Below are 24,609 nucleotides of genomic sequence, written 5' to 3' on the forward strand. Positions count from 1 at the left end.
AGCCGAAGTCGCGCTAGCACTCGTGTACTCCTAGATTTTATGTGTTCGGCAAGCCCAAAAAGCTCTCCCACGTCAATTGGTGGGAGAGCTTTGCTCGTCCTATCGGAAAGTATAAGTCTCCCGCAGGATAAGAAAACTTGCGTCAGCCGCCTCAGGCGCCGGCCAGGTTTTCTCTGTTCATCTTGTTCACTCTTTGGCTGCTTTGACAAGGTAGAGTTCCTTGATCTGACGATCGTGTTTCGATGATTCCATCTGAAGTGCCTCAACTTTGGTGCCTAAAATCTTGAGCTCAGTTTCTACTCTTTCATTAAACTGTTTCTGAGTTTCACGCCAATCGTAAAAAAGGACATCCAGCTTCTTCCCGAACTCCGTCTCCATGCGCACTTGTGATTGTTTAACTTCATTCAGCTCTGATTTCAGAGTCCCCACATCTGATTTCAGAGTCCCCACATCTGATTTTACTTCGGTAAGCTCAGATTCCATGCCGCTTAGCTTACTGAGAACTATGCCTAACTGTTCAAGCATCAGGTCTTGAAACTTCTCATTGTCCATCACGGCCCTCCTCATATTCAATCTCGCAGGCCGATTATAGCATTACCCATAGGACAATCCAAGGGGAAACTCGGCGAATTCCGCTGTTAATTGATCTGGATCCACTTGTTAGACTCCCACTTCCACTCCTGAGACTCCCGCCCCACTTCCACAAGTGGGAGTTATTCCCACCCTGCAGGGGAGCACGGACACATTTGCCGCTGGAATATTCCGACTTCACGAGTTTCCGGACATCGTCCGCCGATTGCCACCCCAAAATGGGGAGCAGTTTTTAGTGCATTAAGCCGAGAACTGCCAAAACTCGTAGATTCACATGACCAATGTTAATGCTGGGTCTTTACATCCATTCGCACAACTACCCGCTGTCTAACGTCTTCTTCCTGACATCCTCTCCCTATTTGACCAAACTCGTCGCTGCCGATATAGCCATCTGAGCCAGGGGCGTGGGATAAAGCCCTATAAACAAGGTGATAAGCATAGTGAAGACCATGGTGAATTTCGCGGCTCCATGCACCGGGATGTCCGGCAAATCCGCTCCTTCCCCCAGGTACATCACCTTGACGACGGACAGATAATAGTACACGGACACCATGCTCATGACGAACCCGACATAAGCGATCCAGGTGTAACCCTGGTGTATGACCGCTGAGAAGAGATAGAACTTGCCCACGAACCCAGCCAAGGGCGGAATACCGGCCAGAGAGAGCACTGAGGCCGTCATGACCGCCGCCGCCAAAGGAGAACGGCGCGCAAGTCCGGCATAATCCCGGATTTCGTCACTCCCCTGAGCCTGGCCGACATAGGTAGCCACTGCAAAAGCACCCATGTTGGCAAAGACGTAGATCATGGCGTAGAAGAGAACCCCTTTCACCCCGGCCACGGATTCTGCAATCACGCCCACCATCAAGTAGCCCGCTTGCGCGATACTGGAAAAGGCCAAGAGGCGCTTGATGTTCTTCTGGGGTATGGCCACCAGATTGCCCACGATCATCGTCAAAGCCGCCAGAATTAAGAGCAAGGCCACCCCTGTCTGGACGAACGACTGGTGCTCCAGCGTTACCAAGTAGATCCGGATCACGGCGGCGAAAGCCGCGGCCTTGGAAGCCACCGCCAGGAAAGCCGTAACCGGAGTCGGAGCGCCCTCATAGATATCCGGTGCCCACATGTGGAAAGGAACCAAAGAGATCTTGAAGCCCAAACCTGCCAGAAGAAAAACCGTCGCCAGAATGATAGGCGGGGTCAGAGAACTCCCCAGCTGCGCTCCGATCCCGCTGAGCTGGGTGGAACCGGTAAGGCCGTAGATGAAACTGATCCCGTAGAGCAAGATGGCAGAGGATGAGGCACCCAGAACCAGGTACTTGATCCCCGCCTCCGAAGAGCGCCCGTCATGGGGCAAATACCCCACCAGGATATAAAAGGTGATGGTCATGAGCTCCAAGCCGACATAGAAGGTCAGCAAATCCGCGCTACTGGCCATGATCATCATACCCAGGATGGCCGCCGTCAGGAGAGCGTAGAAATTTCCTCGGTAGGCAGGCCATTTCCCAATGTACTCCCTGGAGGAAAGAATAACCAGAATCGCCGCCGTCAAGAAAAGGATCTTGAAGAAATCGGCAAATTGATCGTGATAATACATCCCCCGGAAAACCGGACCCATCTTGCCAAAGAAAAAATCATAGACGGTGTAGGCCAGGATGCCCAACAAACCAAAGACGTTCAAGGGAACAAGCCCTTTGCGGGCCCCCTGCGGCAAAAGAAGCGCAACCGCCACAAGCAGGAGGGCCAAGACAGCGACCGCTATTTCCGGTGTGATAGCTAAGAAGTCTGTACTCACCATGGTTAGAACAACCCTCCAATCTGCACCTGACCCAGCGTTTCGAAAACCTTCGCCAGGCCCGTGGAGATGACCCCGGAGTTAACCAAGCCGAAGACCAAGTTGGGAATCACTCCCGCCGCGAAAATCACCAGGACAAATACCACCAGGGGCACCAACTCCGGACCGTGCAGATCCTTCAGATGATCCCATTCCGGACGGCGCGGTCCAAAAAGGACATTGGCAATGACCCGTAAGGTGTAGACCGCGGTAAAAATGATCCCCGCGATCCCCAGAACCGCCAAAACCGGAAAGACCTTGATGGTTCCCATAAATATGGTGAATTCTGAGATAAAGTTGATCGTGCTCGGGAGGCCAAGGGAAGCCATTCCCGCCAGCAGGAACCCGGTAGCCAAGCGGGGCATCTGATGGGCCAGTCCTCCCAGGTCGGCAATGTTGCGGGTATGGGACTTCTCGTAGATAAAGCCGATCATAGAGAAGAAGAGGGCTGACATGACCCCGTGGGCAAACATCATAGCCACTGCCCCATTGATGCTCGTCGTGTTCATGGCCGCGATGGCCAGCATGACGTAACCCATGTGGCTCACGGAAGAATACCCGATGACGTACTTGAGGTCCTTCTGCGCCAGAGCGATAAAGGCAGCATAGAGCACACCGCTGACTGCCAGCACCGCAATGAGCGGCGCCCAAAACTTCGCCCCGATCGGGAGCACCATCAAGCCCAAACGAATCAGCCCATAGCCTCCGATCTTCTTTAAGACCCCGGCGTGAATCATACTGACCGCGGTGGGGGCCCCGGCATAACCGTCAGGCGACCAGGAATGGAACGGAAACATGGAAATCAACGTCCCGAAGCCAAAGAGCAGGAGCCCGAAAACGAGCTTTTGGAAATTAGGCCCGTACAAATACTGACGCTGGGCCAACTGATCGAACATGAAGGTGGGATGCCCTTGCGAGCCTGCCCGGAGGTAGAGCATAATCAGCCCGACCAGGAGAAAGGCGGAACCGATAAGTAAGTAGATAGTCAGCTTCATACCCGCATACTCTTTCGTAACCCGCTTCGTACTTCCCCAGATGATCACCATGATGTAAATCGGGATGACCACGATCTCATAGAAGAGGAAGAAAATGAACAAATCACGCGCCACAAAGGTCCCCATCACCCCGGTGATCAGAATGAGCAGAAGGACGAAGAACTCTTTTACGCGTTTGTCCACATTCCAGGAAGAGTAAACCGCCGAAAACCCGATCAAGTTCGTCAGGAGCAGCATCGGCAGGCTGATCCCATCCACTCCGAAAGCGAGGTTAACCCCCAAATCCTTCGTCCAGGGGATAGTCAGCGTGAACTGGGCTCCTCCTGCCACCCGGTTGTAGGCAAAGAAAAGGTAGAGCGAGAGTGCCAGCGCCACAAAGGTCCCCATCGCCGCTACGATCTTGATCATCTTGGTCTCCTCTTTGGGCAGGAACACGATAATCAAAGCCGCCGCTACCGGAGCCAACAAAATGAAAAGCAAAAGCGGGGATTGTGCGAGCGCACCCTGAACAGCAGTCGCAGGCATTATTTCACACCTCCCAGCATTGCTAACGGATTAAGGGCCGAAACCTGGCCGGTGCCCATCGTATAAGCCAGAAAAACCACGACGACCGCCAGGAAGAACACCAAAGCGTAAGTCTGCAACTGTCCCGTATGCACCCGGCGCAGACCGCCTGCTCCACCCCGGGTCACCAGGGCCAGCCCGTTGATAACTCCGTCGATGATGTGGATATCAAACCAGTACAACACCTTGCCCACACCGTCCATGATGTTGTGGATGAGCCAGAGGTAAATTTCGTCGATATAGTATTTGTTCTTGAGCAGTTTGTACACTCCCGGGAACCTGGCCGCGACCGCTTCGGCCTTGATGGTCTCGGTGACATAGGTCATATAGGCCAAGACGAGACCGGCCAGACCGAAAAGCACGGAGATACCCGCCAAGCCCCAGGCCATACCCTCGTGCGCAAAGGCTTCTAAGCTGACCACCCCGTTAACGGAGACGTAGTTTCGTACGTAGTAGGCGAAATTGTGGTAAGGCAAGGCGACCAGGCCTCCGACCGTACTGAAGAACGCCAGGACAATCAGGGGCACCGTCATCCAATAAGGGGATTCATGCGGGTGGTTTTCCTTCTTCTCCGGCCCCATGAAAGCGACGAAGAAAAGTCGGCCCATATAGAACGCCGTCAGGAACGCCGTGAAGAGACCCACCGCATAAATAATGGGATGGCCGTTCTGCAAGGCCGCGGAGAGAATCTCGTCTTTGGACCAGAAACCGGCGAAAGGCGGAATTCCGGAGATAGCCAAGACCCCGATGGCGAACGTCGTCCCGGTGATCGGCATTTTCTTCCAGAGACCGCCCATATCCCAGATATTTTGTTTCTCATGCAGGGCGTGGATGACTGAACCGGCTCCCAGGAACATCAGGGCTTTGAAAAAAGCGTGGGTCATAAGGTGAAACATGGAAGCTGTCAGCGAACCCACACCCAGGGCAAACATCATATATCCCAGTTGGCTCAGAGTTGAATAAGCGAGAATCCTCTTAATGTCATCCTGGGCAATGGCAATCGTGGCGGCAAAGATAGCGGTAAACGCCCCCAGCCCGGCCACGAATTCCAAAGCCCCCGGCGCGGCATGCTGAAAGATGAAATAAATCCGCGCCACCAGGAAAACCCCGGCCACGACCATGGTGGCCGCGTGGATAAGGGCCGACACGGGAGTCGGACCTTCCATGGCATCCGGCAGCCAGACATGCAGCGGGAACTGGCCGGACTTGCCAATCGGGCCCACGAAGAGCAAAAAAGCGGTTAAGGTGATGTACCCGACCCCGCCCGCCAAGGCGAAACCCTGAGCTGTGCCGTTCATGAGCGCCGCCAGATGGACGAAATCCAGCGTCCCGTATTTGCCGTAGAGGAAGAGAATACCGAGCAAAAGCCCAAAATCTCCCACCCTTGTGGTCATAAAAGCCTTCTTGGCCGCTTCGCGGGCGGAAACCTTGTGATACCAGAAACCAATCAGGAGATAGGAACAAAGCCCAACCAATTCCCAGAAGATGAAGAGTTCCAAGAGATTCGTAGCAATGACCAGTCCCAGCATGGACATGGCAAACAGGGATTGATAGGCAAAGTAACGGGACCAGCCCCGATCCCCATGCATGTACCCGACTGAGTAAATCTGCACCATCGAAGCCACCAGACCCACGACGAAGAGCATCATCGTACTTAAAGGATCGACGACGGTGCCGAAGTTCAACTTCAAACCGCTTATATCGAGCCAGTTGATACTGGTGATGACCGGGTGCTTGACGATTTCCGACCCGGATCCTATGACCCCAACGGCAATAGCGATGGCCAGACCGAAGGCGCAGAGTATGGCCAGAATCGAGACTGCGGCAGACAGGCCCTTTGAACGTTTCGTGACAAAAGCAATCAGGAGAAACGATAAAAAGGGCAAGGCCGGGATTACCCAAGCCCACTCATACAGCGAATGCATTTCCGTGAACACCTACCTTCTCCATAGACTCCGTTACCATTTCAGCCAATTGAACTCATCCGTGTTCGTCGTATGCCTGGTCCTGTAAATGGCAATAACCAGAGCCAGACCGACCGCCACCTCGGCAGCCGCCAAAACGATGACAAAGAGAGCCGCCACCTGCCCCACCACACTGCTGACAGCGAGGAAACGGTTGAAGGCCACAAAATTCAGATTCACCGCATTGAGCATCAGCTCAATCGACATGAGAACCGCGACGATGTTCTTCTTGACAAACACCCCGTACAAACCCAGGCAGAATAGCATGGCCCCAACCAAAAGATAAGTGGAAAGCCCCACACTTAAGTTGAAGTTCATTTGTCCTCTTTCACTCCCTTCGCCAGGATCACGGCTCCGATGAGAGCAATGGTCAGAAGAATCGCAGAAGCCTCAAACGGAATCATGTAACTGGTTAAGAGCAGCTTGGATAATGAGGCCGCCGTATTTTGCACCGTCCAGGGACCCGCCAGAATCCGCCAGTCCGTGTTCGTCAGGATCACGAGCGCGATCACCACGAACAGGAGACCGGCCGTAAATAGACCCCAGCCCCACTTACGGTTTTCCTCGCTGCTTTCCCGGACATCTCCCCGCAAAGTGAGCATAACCGCGAAAACGACCATGATCGAGACAGCGCCCGTGTAGACGAGTATTTGTACGGCGGCGATGAAGTCAGCGTTCAGAAGGACATAGAGAGCCGCCACGCCCACAAAGGTCAAGGCCAGAAAGAAGGCGCTGTGCACAATGTTTTTCGAGGTCACAACTCCCCAGGCGGATGCCACCGCCAGTATGGCAAAAATAAAGAAGACGACGGTACTCATGCCTGTTCCCCCCTCCCACGTGACTTGCCGGCCCTTTCGATCATGTCCCACTTGAGTTCGTCCGCTTCGTAGATGGCATTTTCAAACTGCTGCGTAACATGCAAAGCCCCGGTCGGACACGCTTCCGTACAGAGCCCGCAGAACAGGCAGCGGCCCACATCCATCCGGTAAGACTTGAGAACTTTCTTATTGCTTTCCCCTTTCTCACTGGTAATGGTAATCACTTTGTTGGGACAGGCATTGGCACACATGTTGCACGAAATACACTTCTCGGGATCGAGTCCCATGGAACTGCGCGTCCGGGGAGGGAGATTCGGCATTTCTTCCGGGTAGAACTCCGTGATATTCGGGCCCAGCATCCTCTTCAGCGTGATACCCAACCCGGTAAACAACCCTTTACCAAACACTCGCTTACCCTCCAATCCGCGGGACGATGAGCTGGTAAATATAAATGCCCACACCCGTTAAGAAGATATTGAGAATCGAAAGCGGCAAGAGGACTTTCCAAGCCAGCCCCATCAGGTGGTCAATCCGAATGCGGGGGAAAGTCCAGCGTACCCACATCTGGAAAAAAATGATGATGCCCACTTTCAGGAAAAACCAGACATAACCGGGAAGTATGGCCGGCCCTTGCCAGCCGCCCAAAAACATGGTCGTGGTCAAAGCGGCGACCGCCGTCATGTTCCCGTACTCACCTAAGAAAAACAAGCCCCAGCGCAAGCCGGTATACTCCGTAAAAGGGCCGGCGACGACTTCCTGGTCCGCTTCTACCAAATCAAAGGGAGCGCGGTTGACCTCGGCCACCCCGGCAATGAGGTAGACGACAAAAGCCAGCGGCTGCAGGACGATGAACGGTATGGTATGCTGATCCGCCACGATTTGAGACAGGTTGAACGTCTGCGTAATCATCACCACACCCAAAAGCGAGAATACCAAAGGAATTTCATAGCTGATCATCTGGGCCACCGCCCGCATGCCTCCGAGCAGGGAGTATTTGTTGTTGGAACTCCAGCCCGCCATCAGGAGAGCTAAAGTCGAAACCGCGGAAATAGCCAGATAATAGACTATTCCTAAATTGAGACGAATCGGCGCCATCCCGTGACCATAGGGAATAACGGCCAAGGTCATCATCGGCAGAGCAAACATAATCATGGGGGCGATCTTAAACATCAGCCGATCAGCTCCCGCCGGAGTGACATCTTCTTTCCCCATCAGCTTCAAGGCATCGGCAATCGTTTGAAACCAGCCGTGCGGACCGAGACGGTTGGGACCCGGCCTTTGTGAAGTCCAGCCGGCCACCTTGCGTTCGAGCAAAATGAGAATCAGCGCTGCCAATACAATCAGAACAATGACCAAAATGATACTGATTATGTCCATTGTCAAATCTGCCCAGATAGAATGGGGATCCCCAAACAATGAACGGATGGCAGCCGCTATATTCAGGGGCAGTTGATTCAAAGCGTTCATTTCATTCTCCCCTCATGGGAATTTCCCACCAGTAAATTTCCTACTTGTCCACTTCTCCCAGCACCGCGTCCAAGGTAGCAAAGATCGCGATCAAATCCTGGATCTTCCACCCCAGAGCCACAATCGGCAGCATCTGGATGTTGATAAAAGTGCCGGAGCGAATGCGCACGCGCGCCGGCTTAGGTGAGCCGTCGCTGACAATATAGAAGCCCAATTCCCCTTTGGGATTCTCCACCCGGTGGTAGACCTCACCGGCCGGCGGCTTAATAATCTTGGAAACCTTAGCCGTCACCGGGCCCTCCGGAATGTCCCGCATGGCTTGGCGCAAAATCTTGCCGCTTTCCCTGATCTCGTCCAGACGCAGCAAGGTGCGATCATAAGAGTCGCAGCCATAGCGTACCGGCACCTCAAAATCAAAGCGATCATAAATCCCGTAAGGCTCAGCTTTGCGCACATCGTACTGAACGCCGGAAGCGCGCAAGACCGGCCCCGTGATGGACAGGTTCTCAGCCAATTCTTTGGGCAGGATACCCACACTTTTCAAGCGGGCCATCACAATTTCGTTGCCGTAAAAGATGCCGAAGTACTCTTCCATCATTTCCGGCAGGTCATCCAAGAACGACTTCAAAGCCGGCCAAAATTCAGGCGGCACATCCCGGTTGAACCCCCCAATGCGCATGGCGTTAACCGTCAGACGGCTGCCGGCGCTCATTTCGAACAGATCCAAAATCCTTTCCCGGTCCCTAAAGCAGTAGGTCCAGGCCGTCCAACCCGCCATGTCCAAGGCGGTGCTGGCGATGAAGACCAAATGGCTGGCAATGCGGGCCAATTCGGCGAAGATCACTCTTAAGTACTCGGCTCTCTCCGGCAGCTGAACCCCCATCAACTTCTCCACCGTCTGCACATAAGCCATATTATTGTGCGGGGCGGATAGATAGTCCAAGCGATCCGTATAGGGAATGAACTGCGTGTAAGTCCGGCTCTCAGCCAACTTCTCCAAGCCCCGGTGCAAATAACCCACTTTGGGCTCGATCTTCGTAATCACTTCACCGTCAAATGTAACGACCATCCGGAAAACACCGTGCATGCTGGGGTGCTGAGGGCCCATGTTCAAAGACAGTTCTTCGGTGCGTTCCAATCCCATGGTTTCTCCCTCCTATTCCCCTTTTTTCAGTGGCAAGACCACCGAACGTTCCTCTAAACTCTCGGTCACGTAGTCTTTGCGCAGCGGGTAGCCCTCAAAATCGTCCCAGAGGTAAATGCGCTTAAGATTCGGGTGACCTTTAAACTCAATGCCAAACATATCATAGGCCTCCCGTTCCAGGAAATTGGCCCCCCGCCACAGACGGGTCACACTGTTGACCACCGGGTGCTCGCGGTCGACCGTTCCCTTGACGCGCAGGCGTTGCGGGCCGTGCAAACTCGAGAGCTGATAAACAACTTCAAAATGATCCTTCAAATCGAGGGCTGTCATATCGTGGAGAAAATCACAAGGCACATCCGGGAAGCTTTTCGCGGCGCTCAGGGTCTCGGAGAGGTATGCTCCTTTAACCTTTAGGATCAGGACACCGCTCAGTTCTTCCACTTCACCGCTTACCTTAGCGGCCAGTTCTTCGACACGCTGCCGCAAAATCTCTTTATTTCCCATGTTGCATCAACCTCACCTTGGCGGGATTGGCAACCTTTTGCTGAAGCTGCAAAATCCCGTATAGCAAAGACTCCGGACGCGGAGGACACCCGGGGATATAGACATCCACCGGCACCACCTTGTCCACTCCGGGGAGCATAGCATAGGAATCGATAAAAGGCCCGCCGGCCGAGGCACAGCTGCCCATGGCGATCACCCACTTGGGCTCCGGCATCTGATCATAGATCCGCCGCAAGAGAGGCGCCATTTTCCGGGTGCAGGTCCCCGCCACGATCATCAGATCGGCCTGACGCGGTGAAGCCCGGAAAACTTCCCAGCCAAAACGCGAAATATCATAACGCGAATCCCCCGTCGCCATCATTTCAATCGCGCAGCAAGCCAAGCCAAAGGTGACCGGCCAGAAGGAGTGCCCCCGAGCCCAGTTGAGCACTTTGTCGATTGTGGTGACAAGGACATTCTTTTCCACCAGCAATTCGGCCTCGCGGAGCTCTTTTTCTTTTGCTACATCCACTCCAAAGCACCTTCCTTCCAAGCATACCAGAAACCGACCAAGAGAATGGCGATAAAGACAAACATTTCCACGAACGCAAAGGTCCCCAGTTTACGGAATGTCAGAGCCCACGGATACAGAAAAACCGTTTCCACGTCAAAAGCGGTAAACACGAGTGCATACAGGAAATAGTTGCTCTTGAAGCCGATCCAGGTCCTGCCGATGGTTTCGTTTCCGCATTCATACGGCGTCAGCTTCTCCTTATTGGGCTTATTCGGAGCAATCAATTTGGGAACGGCCATCATGATTAGCGGCAGTGCAATCGCGAAAATCAACAAAACCCCTACGGCAGCAAAATTATCAGACATCTCCTTTACCCTCCCTTCATTCCATATTTTTATCTTTTATATAAGCCAAACTCATTTTGCCACAATCCCAGGATCGCGTCAAATGAATTCAGTTTTCCCGCCTGCCCGGGTGCGGACCGGTGCAAAACTGCGGCGGTGTGCCGGACACGGGCCCAAGTCTTGCAGGGCTTGCAAGTGCTCCCTGGTCCCATACCCTTTATGCCGGACAAAACCATATCCCGGATAAAGCGCGTCCAGCCGCTCCATGAGTTTGTCCCGTTCCACCTTAGCCAGAATCGATGCCGCCGCAATACTCGCGCTCAAGCGGTCTCCCCCTATCAACGCGCGCTGGGGCAGCGCCAAGGGCAGCTCCAAGGCGTCGATTAAAAGGTAATGAGGCTTCACTCTCAGGGCGTTCACCGCCCGCACCATGGCCAATTTTGTCGCTTGTAAAATATTCAAGGAGTCAATTTCCGCCACACTGGCTTCGGCCACAGCCCAGGCCAAGGCCTGCTCTTGGATCAGAGGAAACAGGGCCTCTCTTTTCCCGGCATTGAGCAATTTTGAATCGTTGAGTCCGGGCAGCTGAAAACGCGCCGGAAGAACACAGGCCGCCGCGAAAACCGGACCCGCCAGCGGCCCCCGCCCCGCCTCATCAAGGCCGGCCACCAGGAGAAAGCCCTCTCGCCAAAGGCTCTCCTCGACTTGCAGGAGTCCCTTGATCCGGACCTCTTCCGCCTCTTGTGCCACCGAGCGCATGATCCGGCGCTTCTCCGAATCCTTCACCACAGCGCACGCTTCTCTCTCAGGCAACCGTTCAGCGGCCGCCGGCCGGGCCCCTCCGCCCTAAGACGGACAGGCGCCGGGACGCTCAAGCGCGCTATCGTTTCCAAGCCGGACTCCCCCCTAGTCATTTCGACACAGACCCCCGACTTCCTTTTTTCCCGCGCCATTTCGGGACATAGTTAAATATTATATGCCTATTCTTGAAGGAGATGCCCGCTCTCAAGTCTGTGCCAAATCACGTGTTGGTTTAAGCTCCCGGTTAGCTTGCCCCGAACCTTCAAGGCCTATGTATGGGAGCAGCGTAACCACAAAAGCATGACTCTCCGCCCGCCTAAAACCGATCCAAGGTATTGCGCCCTAAGCGCCCGCGCCGGAATTCCCGCAGAAATTCCTGGGCGGCTTTACCGGTGTCAACCCGGCCCCCAGCCATCAAGCAGCCTCTCTGGCGCCCAATCTCCTCCAACGTGGCTTGGCCCCGACTCTCATAGGGGGGGGGTACCCGGACATTATTCTCTTTCAGCCAGGTGAGCAGCCAAACCGCCAACTCCTCCGCGTCGAAAACTTCATCCCTCACGGCCCCCGTTGCGGCCAATTTCCGGCCCACCTCGGGATCCTCGAACTTGGGCCAGAGCAGACCGGGGGTGTCCAACAACTCTATCTTATCATGAATCCGTATCCACTGGTTTCCCCGGGTAATTCCGGGCTTATCCCCAGTTTTCGCTTTGCTGCCCCCGGCCATTTGGTTGATCAAAGAGGATTTGCCGATGTTCGGAATCCCCACGACCATGACCCTTATCGGTCGGGGGCGCAGTCCTTTCCCCGCCAGGCGCGAGGCTCTCTCGGCCGTGAGCTTCGCCAACTCCGGCGTGATCCGGCCCAGGCCCCGGCCGGAGACGGCGCTGATGCCGAAGGCCGGGCCCTGTCCCCGCAGGCTCTCCAGCCAGCGCTTGGTCCAAACCTCTTCGGCCAAATCGGTTTTATTCAAGAGCAACAGCCTGGGCTTATTGCCCAGAAGCTCCGCTAAAACCGGATTGCGGCTGCTTGCCGGGATCCTGGCATCGGCCAATTCAACGACGGCATCCACCCACTGAAGCTGCTCTGTGAGCAGCCTTTTGGTTTTCGCCATGTGACCGGGAAACCATTGAATACTCATGAATCCTCCGTCCGGGTTCCGGCCGGCTCGCCGCAACCCTTAAAAAAACCTCCAACGCTGAAACGGAAAATACGTCAGCCAAACCTTGCCGATAATCGCGCTCTGGGGAAGGAGCCCCCACGCCCTGGAATCCTCGCTCTGACGCCGGTTGTCCCCCAAAACCAAGACCTTACCCCGCGGGACCGTCTCCGGACCGTAGGGCGGATAATCCCCCGCCTTTAAGTAAGGTTCCCTCAGCACCTGCCCGTCGATGAAGACCTGGTTTCCCCGCAGTTCCACGGTTTCCCCCGGTACGGCAATGACCCGTTTGACAAACGTTCTCTTAGGATCTTTCGGGTAGGCAAAAACAATAATATCCCCCCGGGAGGGGGCAGCATTAAGGTAAGCCAAACGGTTAACAAGCACGCGGTCTCCGCTCCTCAAGGTCGGTTCCATGGATGAAGAAGAAATCACATAAGGCTGGATCACCAGCCAGCGGACAACACCTAACAAAACCAAAAAAATAACCAGAATCCCAGCGGTCCACCATGACCGGAAGCCTTGTCTCAACATGCACGATGCTCCTCTCTTGCCCTTTCTTCTCCGGCTTTAGTATGGGCAAGGGCAAGAGGAAGCATACAAGAGGCCCGCGCTCCCAGGTTGTCATTTTCCCCAGGGCACTCCCGGTATGACACTTGAACGGCACCCCTCTGGTATCGCCCTCCTAATTACTCCTCCGGTATCACTCCTTTAGTATAACACTTCCTTCCCGTACGCTAAAGGGATACCCCTAAAGAGCCTGACTACCCTGACGACCGCATCGTAACTATTCAGGGGTAGATCCCTACCTGCCGCAAAAGTGTCATCGACGGAGCACGAAAACAGTTGGCAGCCTGTACAGGCTAAGCGAACCGTCAGAGTAGGGGAGCGCCGGGCACGCAGGCAGTGCAGCGTTAAGCCGCGCCAACAGCGTGAGTCCGCCACAGCGCGGACTCACGCCAATGCGCCTGATACCCTGAATAGTCACATCGCATCCTTCGCTTGCCCGTTTTACCGTACGCAAAAGAGATCCCTCATCTGAAGTGCACACTCTGCGACGGCCAAATCAGCAAAGCTGCCAAGGGTTTTCGTGGTCCTCCCCAGTCACTCAGTCGGACGAAGACCCCATCGATGAAAATGCGGCGGCGACAAAGTACGTTATGGCCACAAGGACCGGAAGGGCAGGGACTTTCGGGCCAACAAAAGAAAGAGCCGGTTGCTCTCCGGCCCTTTCTTCACACATCACGATACAGGGTTTCAGCTGCCCCTGACAGAAGCCAGAGGATTGGGCTTTCCTCCGGGTTCTTTTGCACTCTTAAACTTAGCGGCGCCCTCGAATCCGGGCCGCTTTGCCCGATAAACCGCGCAGATAATAGAGTTTAGCCCTGCGCACTATCCCGCGCCTGGCCACTTCGATCTTATCAATCCTCGGCGAATGAAGCGGGAAAGTTCGCTCCACCCCGACGCCGTAAGTGACGCGCCGCACGGTAAACGTTTCTCTTAACCCGCCACCCTTTATTTTGATCACGACACCTTCAAAAATCTGAATGCGTTCCCGGGTACCTTCCACCACGCGTACATGCACTTTCACGGTGTCGCCGGGACGAAAGGAAGGAAGATCCTTTTTCATCTGTTCTTCTTCAATCATGCGAATGTAATCCATTCGAATTCCCCCCTTCCTTGCCTAGATGTTCATGGCAGTGTCACTGCCAGCGGACCATCCGTCATCACACCCATGGGCTTCAATCGGCTTCACCATGGACTTTACCATGCTAATGGCATTTTATTGTGCCTATGTATTTTATCATACCCTCTTGGGCTGCGCAACTGCTGACTTGACCCACCGGACCCTTGGGACTGTTTGAACGGCCGTCTCAGTGACCCCGCAGGCGGTCCAGGATGATGGCCGCGGCGGAGCGGACCGACAAATGATTGTATTCGTCCGGACCGAACACCGGCGCCAGGACTAAATCCGCGTTGGCTACATCCCGCGGCAAGAGCCCCCAACCGGTACCGAAAAGGAGCAGGAAGGGCCTGTCTTCCTCCTCTAAGCGCCGGCGCAGGTCCGGATAAGCGACCGTGTTCGGGTACCGCCCGGCATCCGTTGCCACCAGCAGCGGAGCCTGCCCTTCACTCTCCCGAATTTCCGCCGCGGCCTCGTCCAGATTCGCCACCAGCCTGACCCTGGTGAATGCCTCCCGGCGGTCGGGATTGTATTCGGCGCCAAATCCTTCCTGCCAAAAACCCATGATCCGGCGAGCCAGAGCTTGCTGCGCTTCGGCCGGATGGACGACATAGTAACGCTTTACGCCGAAGGTCGCCGCCGCCCTGGCAATGTCATGCAGGTCGAGATTAGTGATCGAAGTCGCCACAATAGCCCCATTTTTATTGTAAACCGGAGCGTGCACCAGGGCCAAATAGAGTTCCCCCACAAAATCCTGGTTCAAAAAAGCTAACTGTTTTAACCAGTATAGCCGGCCACCCCCATGACCAGGTTTTCGCTCCTTTTGGATTTGATTTGCCCACTCTGGGGAGCAGGCATTGCGACAGGGAGGCCTTGGTCCCGGGAGTCCCACCCGGACGATCAGTCGGCGCTTGTCGGACGCCGGACACAGCTGACGGGAAAACCGTCAGGGTTTCCGGCCCCCGTTGACCGTCAAACGAAAGCCTTTTGGCTTTACCTTTCGCGATCTGTTAGATGCGACCTACCGGTTTGTCCGCACTCCGGCTAAACGGGGTCACCTATTGAATAAAGCAAGCCGCTTTACCTTTCGGATCATCCCTTTTCCTTCCCCAGGTAAGGAATTTGCCTTCCGGATTAGCTTTTCTCTTACTCGAAAGTCGAAAGTCACAAATCAGAAGTCTCAAGTCGGCCTGCCGGGCGGCGCTGTTACGGCCAGTGCCCCGACGTTCGCCCAGGTTCTCCTCTGCCACCACTTGAGTTTTTCTTCTTCCTTGTTTTCGGCCGCGGCGCCAAATCCCGCCACCTGTCGCGCCACTCACCCAGCGCGGGAATTTCCCCGGCCAGTTCCTCCAAAACGGAGTAGTCCTCCGCCGTAAAAACGAGACGTTCCCACAGGTCCGGACGCCGCAGGAACGTCCGGCGCAAGCTTTCCTTACGGCGCCAACGCGCAATTCGGGCATGGTGACCGGACAGCAGGACCTCCGGCACTTGTCTCCCTCCAAAATCTTCCGGCCGGGTATACTGCGGATACTCCAAGACTCCAGCCGCATACGATTCCTCCTGAAGAGAGGCGCTCTGCCCGAGAACCCCGGGGACAAGACGGGCGATGGCATCGATCATGGCGGCGGCCGCCAATTCGCCTCCGGTTAAAACGAAATCCCCCAAAGACACCTCTTCGTCGGCGAGCGCCCGAATCCGTTCATCAAATCCTTCATAGTGCCCGCAGAGGAAAACCAGTTCTTCATAACAGCTCAATTCGACGGCAACTCTCTGCGAGAACACTCTTCCCTGGGGTGACAGAAGAACGATCCGCCGCCCGGACGCTCCCGGAGATTCCGGCAAAGCCCGTACCGCCGCAAAAAGCGGCTCCGGTTTCAGCAGCATGCCGGCCCCGCCGCCGTAAGGCTCATCATCGACGTTCTTATGTTTGCTCAGGGCATAATCCCGAAAGTTTACGAGCCTGATTTCAATTAACCCCGCCTCTTGTGCCCTTTGCAAAATACTCTCGCGCAAAGGGGCCAACATCTCGGGAAACAAAGTGAACACGACAAAGCGCATGTCTTAATCCTCCAGGAGGCCCGGCGGAAGTTCGACGTCCATTCTCCGTCCGGCCACATCCACATTCCTGACCACGCTTTTCAGTGCCGGAACACAAAATTCCCCCCGCTCCCCTTTCACCACATAGACGTCATTCGCCCCGGTCGCCAGGACCTGCACCAGGGTGCCCAGACATACCCCTCGCTGGTATACCTTCATGCCTTCCAATTCGAAATAGTACCAGCCTTCTTGCAAAGGCGGCACCTCCGACCGGTCAATACCGATTTGCCAGCCCCTCAGTTTTTCGGCTTCCTCCGCACTCTCTACCCCGTCAAAAGCCAGATAGACAAAATCCGGCAAAACGCGCACACTCCGGAGTGTCAGATAGAGCCTCGCCGCCCCTTTCATCAGGATAACTTCCTTCAGCTTGGTGAAACGCCCGGGGTCCCGGGTGATAGGATATACTTTGACTTCCCCCTGTAAACCGTGTGGGCGCAACACTTCTCCGATCAGCACTTCATTCATGATCCGGCTCCTTTTCTTCCCCGCCGTACCGGCGGCACGGCCCTGACCTCACTCAGACAGGATCCCTGACAGAACCGTAACCCGCCGTAAACCCCATAGTTTTACTCATCGGGAAAAGGCGGGTTTGTCCTTGGGCTTCAGCCCGAAAACTTGAGGAAATACTTCCCAAAGGATGGTCGGGAACTGCGCTACACTGGAAGCAGCGGCCAAACCGCGGATAGTGCCGGTACCGCTCACCCACGGGCAGCCCGAAGAAAAGAAGCTGCACGACTTTCGCCGTTGCGGAGTGCCACATCACTGGTCTATGTCGACATGCACCCGACGCCCGTCCTTGACGGCCGCCGCCTTGACCAAAGTCCTGATCGCGTTCGCGATCTTGCCCTGTTTGCCGATCACTTTACCCATATCCTCCGGGGCAACAGTGAGTTGGATATTCACCATCTTATCCGTTTCCGTCTGAACCACAGACACCCGGTCACGCTGATCCACCAGGGACTTGGCAAGTAGTTCGACCAGTTCCTTCAACAGAACCATCTCCCGTTTCGAAACCCCTTTACTTCTTAGAGGCGAATTTGCTCAACACCCCCGCTTTGCGCAAAAGGGACCTGACCGTGTCCGAAGGCTGAGCCCCGGTGGTCAGCCATTTAAGGACTTTTTCCTCGTCAATTTTCAGGACTTCGGGACGTTTTGTCGGGTCATAGTAACCGATTTCTTCTATGAAGCGGCCATCTCTGGCCGAGTCGGAATCAGCCACCACCAACCGGTAGAAAGGCTGCTTTTTGGCGCCCATACGGCGCAGACGGATTTTCGTTGCCACTGCTTTTCACCTCCTTGTCAGGATACCTGTCTTTACCCCAGTGGGACATCATCAGGATACCTGTCTTTGCTCCGGTTGGACCGCAGGCGCTCGGAACCGGCCCGGGCACGCCCCGCAAGCCGGTCCGAAGTCCCCGCTACGCTCTCTGGGCTCCCACCCCAGCCGGCAGACTGTCAGCGGACAAACGGCAGTCCCGCTCTTTTTCCTTTTTTCCCTTTGCCCAGGCCGCCCGGCAGGCCCCCCGCAAACTGTTTCATCATCTTTTGCATCTGCTCGAACTGCTTGAGCAGGCGGCCGACCTCCTGAATGCTCGTGCCGCTCCCCTTGGCAATCCGCCGTTTACGGGAATCCTTAATGATCGAGGGCTTGCGCCGCTCGTCGGGTGTCATGGAGCGGATGATGGCCTCGACATGGGCCATGTCCTTTTCATCGATCGTAACATCCTTCAGCTGTTTGCCGATTCCCGGTATCATCTCCATGATCGAAGCGAGGGGGCCCATTTTCTTCAATTGCTGCATCTGTTCCAGAAAGTCTTCTAAACTGAATTCCTGTTTGCGCAGCTTCTGCTGCATTTCCGCCGCTTTTTTCTCATCAAAAGCCTGCTGGGCTTTCTCGATCAGGGTCAGGACATCTCCCATCCCCAGAATCCGCGATGCCATCCGATCCGGATAAAAAGCCTCCAGGGCCTCGATCTTTTCCCCTACCCCGGCAAATTTGATGGGGCAGCCCGTCACGGCCCTGACGGAAAGAGCGGCACCGCCCCGGGTATCTCCGTCCAACTTCGTCAATATGACCCCGTCCAGCCCCAGGCGGGCATGGAACGTTTCCGCGACATTCACGGCATCCTGCCCGGTCATGGCATCCACAACGAGCAAAATTTCCTGGGGCTGCACTTGGGCTTTAATCTCCTGTAACTCGCCCATCAATTCCTCGTTAATGTGCAACCGCCCCGCCGTATCAATAATGAGAACATCCGCGCCCTGCCTTAAGGCAGACTCTGCCCCGGCCCGGGCTATTTCTGCGGCCGCGCGCCCGGCTTGGGCGAAGACCGGAACTTTAATCTGCTCTCCCAATACCTCCAGCTGCTTGACGGCCGCCGGGCGATAGATATCGCAAGCCACCATGAGCGGATGTTTACCCTGTTTCTTCAGCAGAGAAGCCAGTTTGGCGGCATGAGTCGTTTTACCTGCGCCCTGCAGGCCCACCAACATAATGATCGTCGGCGGCTTGGGGGAGATTTGAATTTTGCTTTCCGCCCCCCCCATGAGCGCGATCAATTCCTCATGAACTATCTTCACGACCTGTTGGGCAGGCGAAAGGGATTCCAGCACTTCGGCGCCTACAGCCCGTTCCTTCACCTTAGCCACGAAGTCTTTAACAACCTTAAAGTTAACGTCGGCCTCCAGCAGGGCCATCCGTACTTCCCGCATGGCCGCGGTCACGTCGGCCTCATTCAGCTTGCCTTTGCCGCGCAATTTTTTGAAAGTCTCCTGAAGTTTCTCGCTTAAGCCCTGGAACAAGCCATCCCCACCTTTAATAGAAGTCGGAGGTCGGAGGTCGGAAGTCAGAAGTCAGAGATTAAGATTATAGAGCAGAAATCAGAGGTCAAAGTTCAGAAGGCGGAAATCAGAAAACAGAAATCGATGACGAGAGATTCAGAAACCATCATTCAGAATCAGGAGCCGGGAATCGCAGTATCCTCATACCCCGCTCAGAGTCCTAGGGCATCCCGACTCCCTGCAAGACATCCTCGATTTTCCTCTTGATCTCGGTATAACGGAGCCACAGCGCCGGCTCCCGGAAATCCTCGGGCCGCCAGGCGTTCAGCAGTCCTGCCACTTCCGCCATTTTCTCCCGCTCTGCCAGAAAGCGGGCGACCAGACCGAGCTTAGCCTCATAGTCCGCCAGAATCTTCTCGGTGCGTTTAATGAGGTCGTGCACAGCCTGACGGGTTGTATGCCCGTTCTCGGCAATTTCAGCCAGCGATAGATCCTGCTCATAATACAGGTCCCAAATCGCCTGCTGCTTCTCCGTCAGCAACGGCCCGTAAAAATCCGCCAAAAGAGCCATCTTAGCAAACTTCTCCATGTCCGCCTCGTGTAAAGCAATAATACTTTACGTCTATTTTAAGACAAAACCGACTTCCTTGTCAAGGCCAGTTTCTTCGGCATCTCTCAGCCCAGCCCGAAGACTGTAACTATTCACGGGTAGATCCCCACCCGCCGCAAAACTGTACCAACAGAGCACGAAAATAGTTGCCAGGCTGCACACGCTAAGCGAACCGTCCGAGTCGGGGAGCGCCGCGCACGCAGGCAGTACAGATCTTATGGGTGGGGCGGCGGGATCTGCCTAACTCTGCCCTCCCGCCCGCTCACAGCAGCTCCCGGGCAATCCCCTTGGCACGTTTTTCCGCCTCGGCGCAAATTTTCTTTTCATCCAGGCTGAGCAGCCTGCGCTCCTCCATGATCATCCGGCCGTTGACCATGACGTCTCTGACGTCCCCGGCATGGGCCGCATAGACCAGGTGGGCCGGTATGGAGAAACGCGGGTAAAAGTGCGGTTGGTCAAAATCAACCGTAATCAAGTCCGCCTTAAAACCCGGCGCCAGCATTCCCACCTCTTCGAAACCCAGGGCCCGGGCCCCCTTGACCGTCGCCATCTCCAAGACCTCATAAGCCGGCAGTGCACTGGAATCTACTCTCAGTTTCTGCTGCAGGGCCGCACTGCGCATCTCTCCGAAGAGGTCAAGGTTGTTGTTGCTCGACGCGCCGTCAGTTCCCAAGCTGACGACCACGCCGCGCCTTGTCAGCTCAGGTACCGGCGCGGTCCCACTGTTGAGCTTCATGTTGCTCTCCGGATTGTGGGCGACACAGACCTGCTTTTCCGCCAGGATCTCCATATCCGCGGGAGTCAGGTGCACGCAATGGGCCGCCAGCACGGGTCCGTCGAATAAACCCAGATCATTGAGCCACTGCACCGGCGTCCGGCCGTGCTCCTGCCGGATAGTTTCAATTTCAGCTTCCGTCTCGGCGACATGAATGTGAATTCCCGCCCCCAAGCTCTCCGCCTCGCTTTTGACCCTTTGCAGGAAATCACCCGGGCAGGTGTAAGGGGCGTGGGGACCGAACATAACCCGCAGCCTTCCTTCCCCGGCCCGGTGACAGGCGCGGTACAATTCGATATTTTCCCGCAGAGCCTGCAGGCCGTTGGCGGCGCTGCCGATCATCCCCCGTGCCAGGGCCGCGCGCGTTCCGGCGCTCAGAACAGCCTCGGCCACCCGATCCATCGAAGCATACATATCCGACATCGTCGTGGTTCCGGAACGGATCATTTCGGTCAAAGCCAGCATCGTGCCCCAATAAATGTCTTCGTCGCTGAGTTTAGCCTCAAAGGGCCAAACCTTGTCTTCCAGCCAAGGCATCAGAGGCAGGTCGTCGGCATAACCGCGCAGCAGCGTCATAGCCGCGTGAGTGTGCGTATTGATTAGCCCCGGCATAATGACGTCATTGGAGCGATCCAGAAGTCTGTCCGGCTCAAATCCCCGGGGCGCGGAACCTTTCGCTCCCACGGAAACTATCCGGTCCCCATCCACCGCGACCTCTCCTTGCGGATAAAAATCTTCCGCTCCGCTCATGGGGAGGACCATTCCCCGAAGTAATAACTTGGCCACTTGCGCTACCCCCTTTTCGCCGGCTTGCGAAACCGTTGCAAGCGGATTAACCGGCACTCCGGCCTTTTTTGAGTCTCTGCCGGCTCTTTTTGAGTCCCTGCCGGCTTTCTTCAGTCTCTGCCGGCTTTCTTCGGTCTCTGCCCGCGTCACCCTGCCCGAGTGAACTCGTTCAGCTTAATAAGACCAAGACCCGGCGCAAAAGACTCCCCGCGGTTTGCAGCCGCCGTCAGCGTCTTACCATTGCGGGAGCCGGTACGCTTCCCCGGGCATTTCGCACCCGGGATATCCCGTGGCGCGGGCGCAGTTCGAACGAGCCGAAGTTCCGTACTTATGTCGGCTGACCGTAATCCCCCACATACGCTTCTCTCATCCGGCGCACCTCTTCATCCGAAAAAAGCACAGGCTGTCCCAGAAGGCGCGAAAAAACATGGATCTGCGCCCCTTTCTCACAAACGCGGCATACCTTCCACGCTTCTTCCGGGCTTGTCCCCACACCCACCAAACCGTGATTCGGTAAAAGGACCGCATTCCCTGAACCCAAAGCTTTGACCGCCGCGAGCGCCAACTCCCGGCTTCCGGGCGGCTGGTAAGCAGATACCGGCACCTCGCCGCCCACGATCATCGCCAAATCCTCGACCAGAGGCGGAATAGCCAAGCGGACCGCCGCGTGAGCCGAGGCGTGGACGGAGTGAGTGTGGATGACCCCCTTAACATCAGGCCTCTGACGATAGATTTCCAGGTGGAGCGGAAGTTCCGAAGAAGGCCGCCGCGACCCCTCTCTAATCTCGCCCCGAATGTTCAATAACACCAAGTCTTCTTCCTGCAATGACAGGTAATCCATCCCGCTCGGAGTGATCCAGAAGCCCTCCTTCTCCTCATCCCAGGCGGAAACATTTCCCCACGTACCCGCCACCGCCCCGCTTATAACCAGTTCTCGGCCAATCCGCAGAACTCTCTGGCCCAGATTCATGAGGGACGCACCATAATCTTCAGGAAATTGACGGAATAAGGAGGGGAAACAACACCCTTTTCCGAAATAATCCCGGTGATATACTTAGCCGGGGTCACATCAAAGGCAGGATTATAGACCGGAACGTCCGCCGGCGCCACCGGAATTCCTCGGAACTCCCGGATCTCCTTGCCCGCGCGTTCCTCGATCGGGATATCCTGCCCCCCCGCCATTTTAAGATCGATGGTTGAGGTCGGAGCCGCCACATAAAACGGAATCCCGTGCACATGAGCCAGCACCGCCAAGGAATAGGTCCCGATTTTATTGGCGGTATCCCCGTTGGCCGCAATGCGGTCCGCTCCGACAATGACCAAATCCACCTTGCCTTGCTGCATGAGAAAACCCGCCATGTTATCGGCAATTAAGGTCACCGGGATCCCATCCTGCATCAGTTCCCAGGCCGTCAGTCTGGCTCCCTGCAGAAAAGGCCGGGTTTCGTCCGCGTAAACCTTGATTTCCTTACCGGCTGCCACGGCCGCTCGAACCACGCCTAAAGCCGTGCCGTAATCCACCGTCGCCAAGGAGCCGGCGTTGCAGTGGGTCAAAATAGCCGCCTTAGGCGGAACGAGCGCATTGCCGTGTTCCCCGAGCAGGCGGTTCATGCGCCGGTCGTCATCGGCGATCTTGTCCGCCTCTTGCACCAACAGTTTCCGCACTTCCGCCAGATCCTCGACAGACCGGGCCTCACGCAGGGTGTCCTGCATCCGGCGCAAAGCCCAAAACAAATTAACTGCCGTGGGCCGGGTGGACTCCAAGCGGGCGGAGACCTTTTCCATATAAGCGTCCAATCCCTCGCGGCTCCCCTCATAAGCCAAAGCGCCCAGCGCAAAACCGTAAGCCGCAGTAGCGCCGATAGCCGGCGCGCCGCGCACTTGCATGTGTTCGATCGCTCCAGCTACATCTTCGTACGATTTTGTCCAGAGGTAAACACTTTCCACCGGCAGCTTCGTCTGATCCAATATCCGCAGAGAATCTCCCAACCATTCGATTGTCTTCATCCAGACCACCTTCCTCTCGCTTCAGGCCCTTGTAAGGCACCAGACCATTTCCCCGGAAACTTTCCGGGAATCCGTTACCCCTCCGCCTCATCCAAGCCGCTGAAGAGCGCTGCGGCAAAATCCTGCGGCACGAAGGGGCGGAGATCGTCCATCCCTTCCCCGATCCCGATCCACTTAACCGGAATCCTCACTTCCCCTTGAATGCCCAGCACGACTCCTCCTTTGGCCGTCCCATCCAGCTTCGTCAGAACAATTCCCGTAACCCCGGCCGTTTCCCGGAAGAGCTTCGCTTGCTGGATAGCGTTCTGCCCCGTCGTCGCATCAAGCACGAGCAATACTTCGTGCGGAGCAGCGGGGATTTCCCGCGTGATCACTCTTTTCACCTTCCGCAACTCTTCCATTAAGTTAACCTTGTTATGCAAGCGGCCCGCCGTATCCATGAGGACGACGTCCGCCTGGCGCGACTTGGCGGCCTGAATCGCATCGAAGGCCACTGCTGCCGGATCCGCCCCTTCTTTTTGTTTAACCACTTCCGCCCCGGAGCGCTCTCCCCAGATTTCCAGTTGATCGATGGCAGCCGCCCGGAACGTGTCTCCAGCCGCCAGAATAACCCGTTTCCCCTCCCGCCGGAAATAATTGGCCAGCTTGCCGATAGTCGTCGTTTTGCCGACCCCGTTCACCCCGACAACCAAGATAACCGTGGGGCCGGGTTCGGCCAGATTGAGCGGCTTCCCGGCTCCCAGCAGGTCCGCCACCAATTCTTGCAAGACTTCCCGCAATTCTTGCGCCTCGGTCAGTTTCCGGTTCTTCACCTCTCGGCGCAACTTCTCCACCAACTCCATGGCCGTGTTAACTCCCGCATCGGAGCGAATCAGCGCTTCTTCCAGCGCTTCGTAGAGTTCTTCGTCGATCTTGCGGCGTCCGGTTAAAAGTTCTCCAACCTTGTCCACAAAATTCTGCCTGGTCTTTACTAAACCCTGTTTTAACTGGCTGAAGAAACCCGCCACTTTGTCTCTTCCTTTCAGACACTTTTAGGAGTATTTTATCATAACTGCCCGAAACATTAAACAATCCCGCCCGGACAACGATTTATACCTTCCGGCCGGAGAACAGTAACTGAACCTCTCCCAGCGTCTTCCGAACCCCGAACCTTCCCGTAGTCAAAAAACGAGGAAGTTCTAAGAACCGATTCCC

At 55.7% G+C, this 24,609-nt stretch carries 27 protein-coding genes; all 27 read right to left on the reverse strand.

Translation table 11 applies throughout. The features are described from left to right. Positions 1–186: 186 nt before the first annotated feature. The 27 genes from MNU25_RS16255 to ftsY all read right to left on the reverse strand — a co-directional run bounded on the left by MNU25_RS16255 (position 187) and on the right by ftsY (position 24,422). Positions 187–552 carry a hypothetical protein gene (locus MNU25_RS16255; RefSeq protein ID WP_240986023.1) on the reverse strand — a complete coding sequence of 122 codons (366 nt, stop codon included), beginning with the start codon at positions 550–552 and terminating at the stop codon, positions 187–189. Positions 553–946: 394 nt separating this feature from the next. After that, positions 947–2,389, reverse strand: a complete 1,443-nt coding sequence (locus MNU25_RS16260; protein ID WP_240986024.1) for an NADH-quinone oxidoreductase subunit N — start codon at positions 2,387–2,389, stop codon at positions 947–949. A 2-nt stretch (positions 2,390–2,391) separates the two neighbouring features. Next, positions 2,392–3,945 carry a complex I subunit 4 family protein gene (locus tag MNU25_RS16265; RefSeq protein WP_240986025.1) on the reverse strand — a complete coding sequence of 518 codons (1,554 nt, stop codon included), beginning with the start codon at positions 3,943–3,945 and terminating at the stop codon, positions 2,392–2,394. Then, positions 3,945–5,921, reverse strand: a complete 1,977-nt coding sequence (gene nuoL / locus MNU25_RS16270; RefSeq protein WP_277350694.1) for an NADH-quinone oxidoreductase subunit L — start codon at positions 5,919–5,921, stop codon at positions 3,945–3,947. Before nuoL ends, MNU25_RS16265 begins: the two co-directional genes overlap by 1 nt. A gap of 21 nt (positions 5,922–5,942) precedes the next feature. Then, complete coding sequence (gene nuoK / locus MNU25_RS16275) at positions 5,943–6,266, reverse strand: NADH-quinone oxidoreductase subunit NuoK (protein WP_240986027.1); 324 nt, start codon at positions 6,264–6,266, stop codon at positions 5,943–5,945. Then, positions 6,263–6,766 carry an NADH-quinone oxidoreductase subunit J family protein gene (locus MNU25_RS16280; RefSeq protein WP_240986028.1) on the reverse strand — a complete coding sequence of 168 codons (504 nt, stop codon included), beginning with the start codon at positions 6,764–6,766 and terminating at the stop codon, positions 6,263–6,265. The genes nuoK and MNU25_RS16280 overlap by 4 nt, the downstream gene beginning before the upstream one ends. Beyond that, complete coding sequence (locus MNU25_RS16285) at positions 6,763–7,173, reverse strand: NuoI/complex I 23 kDa subunit family protein (RefSeq protein WP_240986029.1); 411 nt, start codon at positions 7,171–7,173, stop codon at positions 6,763–6,765. Before MNU25_RS16285 ends, MNU25_RS16280 begins: the two co-directional genes overlap by 4 nt. A gap of 4 nt (positions 7,174–7,177) precedes the next feature. Next, positions 7,178–8,233, reverse strand: coding sequence for an NADH-quinone oxidoreductase subunit NuoH (gene nuoH / locus MNU25_RS16290; protein WP_240986030.1), 1,056 nt, complete (start codon positions 8,231–8,233; stop codon positions 7,178–7,180). A 40-nt stretch (positions 8,234–8,273) separates the two neighbouring features. Continuing rightward, complete coding sequence (locus MNU25_RS16295; protein WP_240986031.1) at positions 8,274–9,377, reverse strand: NADH-quinone oxidoreductase subunit D; 1,104 nt, start codon at positions 9,375–9,377, stop codon at positions 8,274–8,276. Between the two features lie 12 nt (positions 9,378–9,389). Beyond that, entirely contained in the window at positions 9,390–9,881 is a 492-nt protein-coding gene (locus MNU25_RS16300) for an NADH-quinone oxidoreductase subunit C (protein ID WP_240986032.1), read from the reverse strand. After that, positions 9,871–10,392, reverse strand: a complete 522-nt coding sequence (locus MNU25_RS16305) for an NADH-quinone oxidoreductase subunit B (RefSeq protein ID WP_240986033.1) — start codon at positions 10,390–10,392, stop codon at positions 9,871–9,873. Before MNU25_RS16305 ends, MNU25_RS16300 begins: the two co-directional genes overlap by 11 nt. Continuing rightward, positions 10,383–10,739: an NADH-quinone oxidoreductase subunit A gene (locus MNU25_RS16310; RefSeq protein ID WP_047829633.1), complete on the reverse strand. Its 357-nt coding sequence runs from the start codon at positions 10,737–10,739 to the stop codon at positions 10,383–10,385. The genes MNU25_RS16305 and MNU25_RS16310 overlap by 10 nt, the downstream gene beginning before the upstream one ends. Positions 10,740–10,817: 78 nt before the next feature. After that, positions 10,818–11,507: a ribonuclease HII gene (locus MNU25_RS16315; RefSeq protein ID WP_372503574.1), complete on the reverse strand. Its 690-nt coding sequence runs from the start codon at positions 11,505–11,507 to the stop codon at positions 10,818–10,820. Between the two features lie 328 nt (positions 11,508–11,835). Continuing rightward, a complete protein-coding gene (ylqF, locus tag MNU25_RS16320) occupies positions 11,836–12,657 on the reverse strand; it encodes a ribosome biogenesis GTPase YlqF (protein ID WP_240986034.1) in 822 nt (273 codons plus the stop codon). A 39-nt stretch (positions 12,658–12,696) separates the two neighbouring features. Then, complete coding sequence (gene lepB, locus MNU25_RS16325; RefSeq protein WP_240986035.1) at positions 12,697–13,209, reverse strand: signal peptidase I; 513 nt, start codon at positions 13,207–13,209, stop codon at positions 12,697–12,699. Between the two features lie 787 nt (positions 13,210–13,996). Next, positions 13,997–14,338 (reverse strand): 50S ribosomal protein L19, encoded by a 342-nt coding sequence (gene rplS, locus MNU25_RS16330; RefSeq protein ID WP_240986036.1) that lies wholly within the window; start codon positions 14,336–14,338, stop codon positions 13,997–13,999. Between the two features lie 211 nt (positions 14,339–14,549). Next, positions 14,550–15,107: an RNA methyltransferase gene (locus tag MNU25_RS16335; protein ID WP_240986887.1), complete on the reverse strand. Its 558-nt coding sequence runs from the start codon at positions 15,105–15,107 to the stop codon at positions 14,550–14,552. A gap of 458 nt (positions 15,108–15,565) precedes the next feature. Then, positions 15,566–16,417 carry a tRNA (guanosine(37)-N1)-methyltransferase TrmD gene (gene trmD / locus MNU25_RS16340; RefSeq protein ID WP_240986037.1) on the reverse strand — a complete coding sequence of 284 codons (852 nt, stop codon included), beginning with the start codon at positions 16,415–16,417 and terminating at the stop codon, positions 15,566–15,568. A gap of 3 nt (positions 16,418–16,420) precedes the next feature. Continuing rightward, positions 16,421–16,921, reverse strand: a complete 501-nt coding sequence (gene rimM / locus MNU25_RS16345; protein WP_240986038.1) for a ribosome maturation factor RimM — start codon at positions 16,919–16,921, stop codon at positions 16,421–16,423. Between the two features lie 294 nt (positions 16,922–17,215). Continuing rightward, positions 17,216–17,446: a KH domain-containing protein gene (locus MNU25_RS16350; RefSeq protein WP_240986888.1), complete on the reverse strand. Its 231-nt coding sequence runs from the start codon at positions 17,444–17,446 to the stop codon at positions 17,216–17,218. Positions 17,447–17,474: 28 nt separating this feature from the next. Continuing rightward, positions 17,475–17,738 (reverse strand): 30S ribosomal protein S16, encoded by a 264-nt coding sequence (gene rpsP / locus MNU25_RS16355; RefSeq protein WP_240986039.1) that lies wholly within the window; start codon positions 17,736–17,738, stop codon positions 17,475–17,477. 173 nt (positions 17,739–17,911) lie between these two features. After that, positions 17,912–19,258 carry a signal recognition particle protein gene (gene ffh, locus MNU25_RS16360; RefSeq protein ID WP_240986040.1) on the reverse strand — a complete coding sequence of 449 codons (1,347 nt, stop codon included), beginning with the start codon at positions 19,256–19,258 and terminating at the stop codon, positions 17,912–17,914. Positions 19,259–19,457: 199 nt separating this feature from the next. Further along, positions 19,458–19,826, reverse strand: a complete 369-nt coding sequence (locus tag MNU25_RS16365; RefSeq protein ID WP_240986041.1) for a putative DNA-binding protein — start codon at positions 19,824–19,826, stop codon at positions 19,458–19,460. Positions 19,827–20,109: 283 nt separating this feature from the next. Beyond that, positions 20,110–21,408 carry an amidohydrolase gene (locus MNU25_RS16370; RefSeq protein ID WP_240986042.1) on the reverse strand — a complete coding sequence of 433 codons (1,299 nt, stop codon included), beginning with the start codon at positions 21,406–21,408 and terminating at the stop codon, positions 20,110–20,112. Between the two features lie 328 nt (positions 21,409–21,736). Then, positions 21,737–22,378 carry a class II aldolase/adducin family protein gene (locus MNU25_RS16375; RefSeq protein WP_240986043.1) on the reverse strand — a complete coding sequence of 214 codons (642 nt, stop codon included), beginning with the start codon at positions 22,376–22,378 and terminating at the stop codon, positions 21,737–21,739. After that, a complete protein-coding gene (gene mtnA / locus MNU25_RS16380) occupies positions 22,375–23,415 on the reverse strand; it encodes an S-methyl-5-thioribose-1-phosphate isomerase (RefSeq protein ID WP_240986044.1) in 1,041 nt (346 codons plus the stop codon). The genes MNU25_RS16375 and mtnA overlap by 4 nt, the downstream gene beginning before the upstream one ends. Positions 23,416–23,489: 74 nt before the next feature. Then, complete coding sequence (gene ftsY, locus MNU25_RS16385; RefSeq protein WP_240986045.1) at positions 23,490–24,422, reverse strand: signal recognition particle-docking protein FtsY; 933 nt, start codon at positions 24,420–24,422, stop codon at positions 23,490–23,492. Between the last annotated feature and the right edge of the window lie 187 nt (positions 24,423–24,609).

Source organism: Acididesulfobacillus acetoxydans (assembly GCF_902729405.1).
In the GTDB taxonomy this organism is placed as follows: domain Bacteria; phylum Bacillota; class Desulfitobacteriia; order Desulfitobacteriales; family Desulfitobacteriaceae; genus Acididesulfobacillus; species Acididesulfobacillus acetoxydans.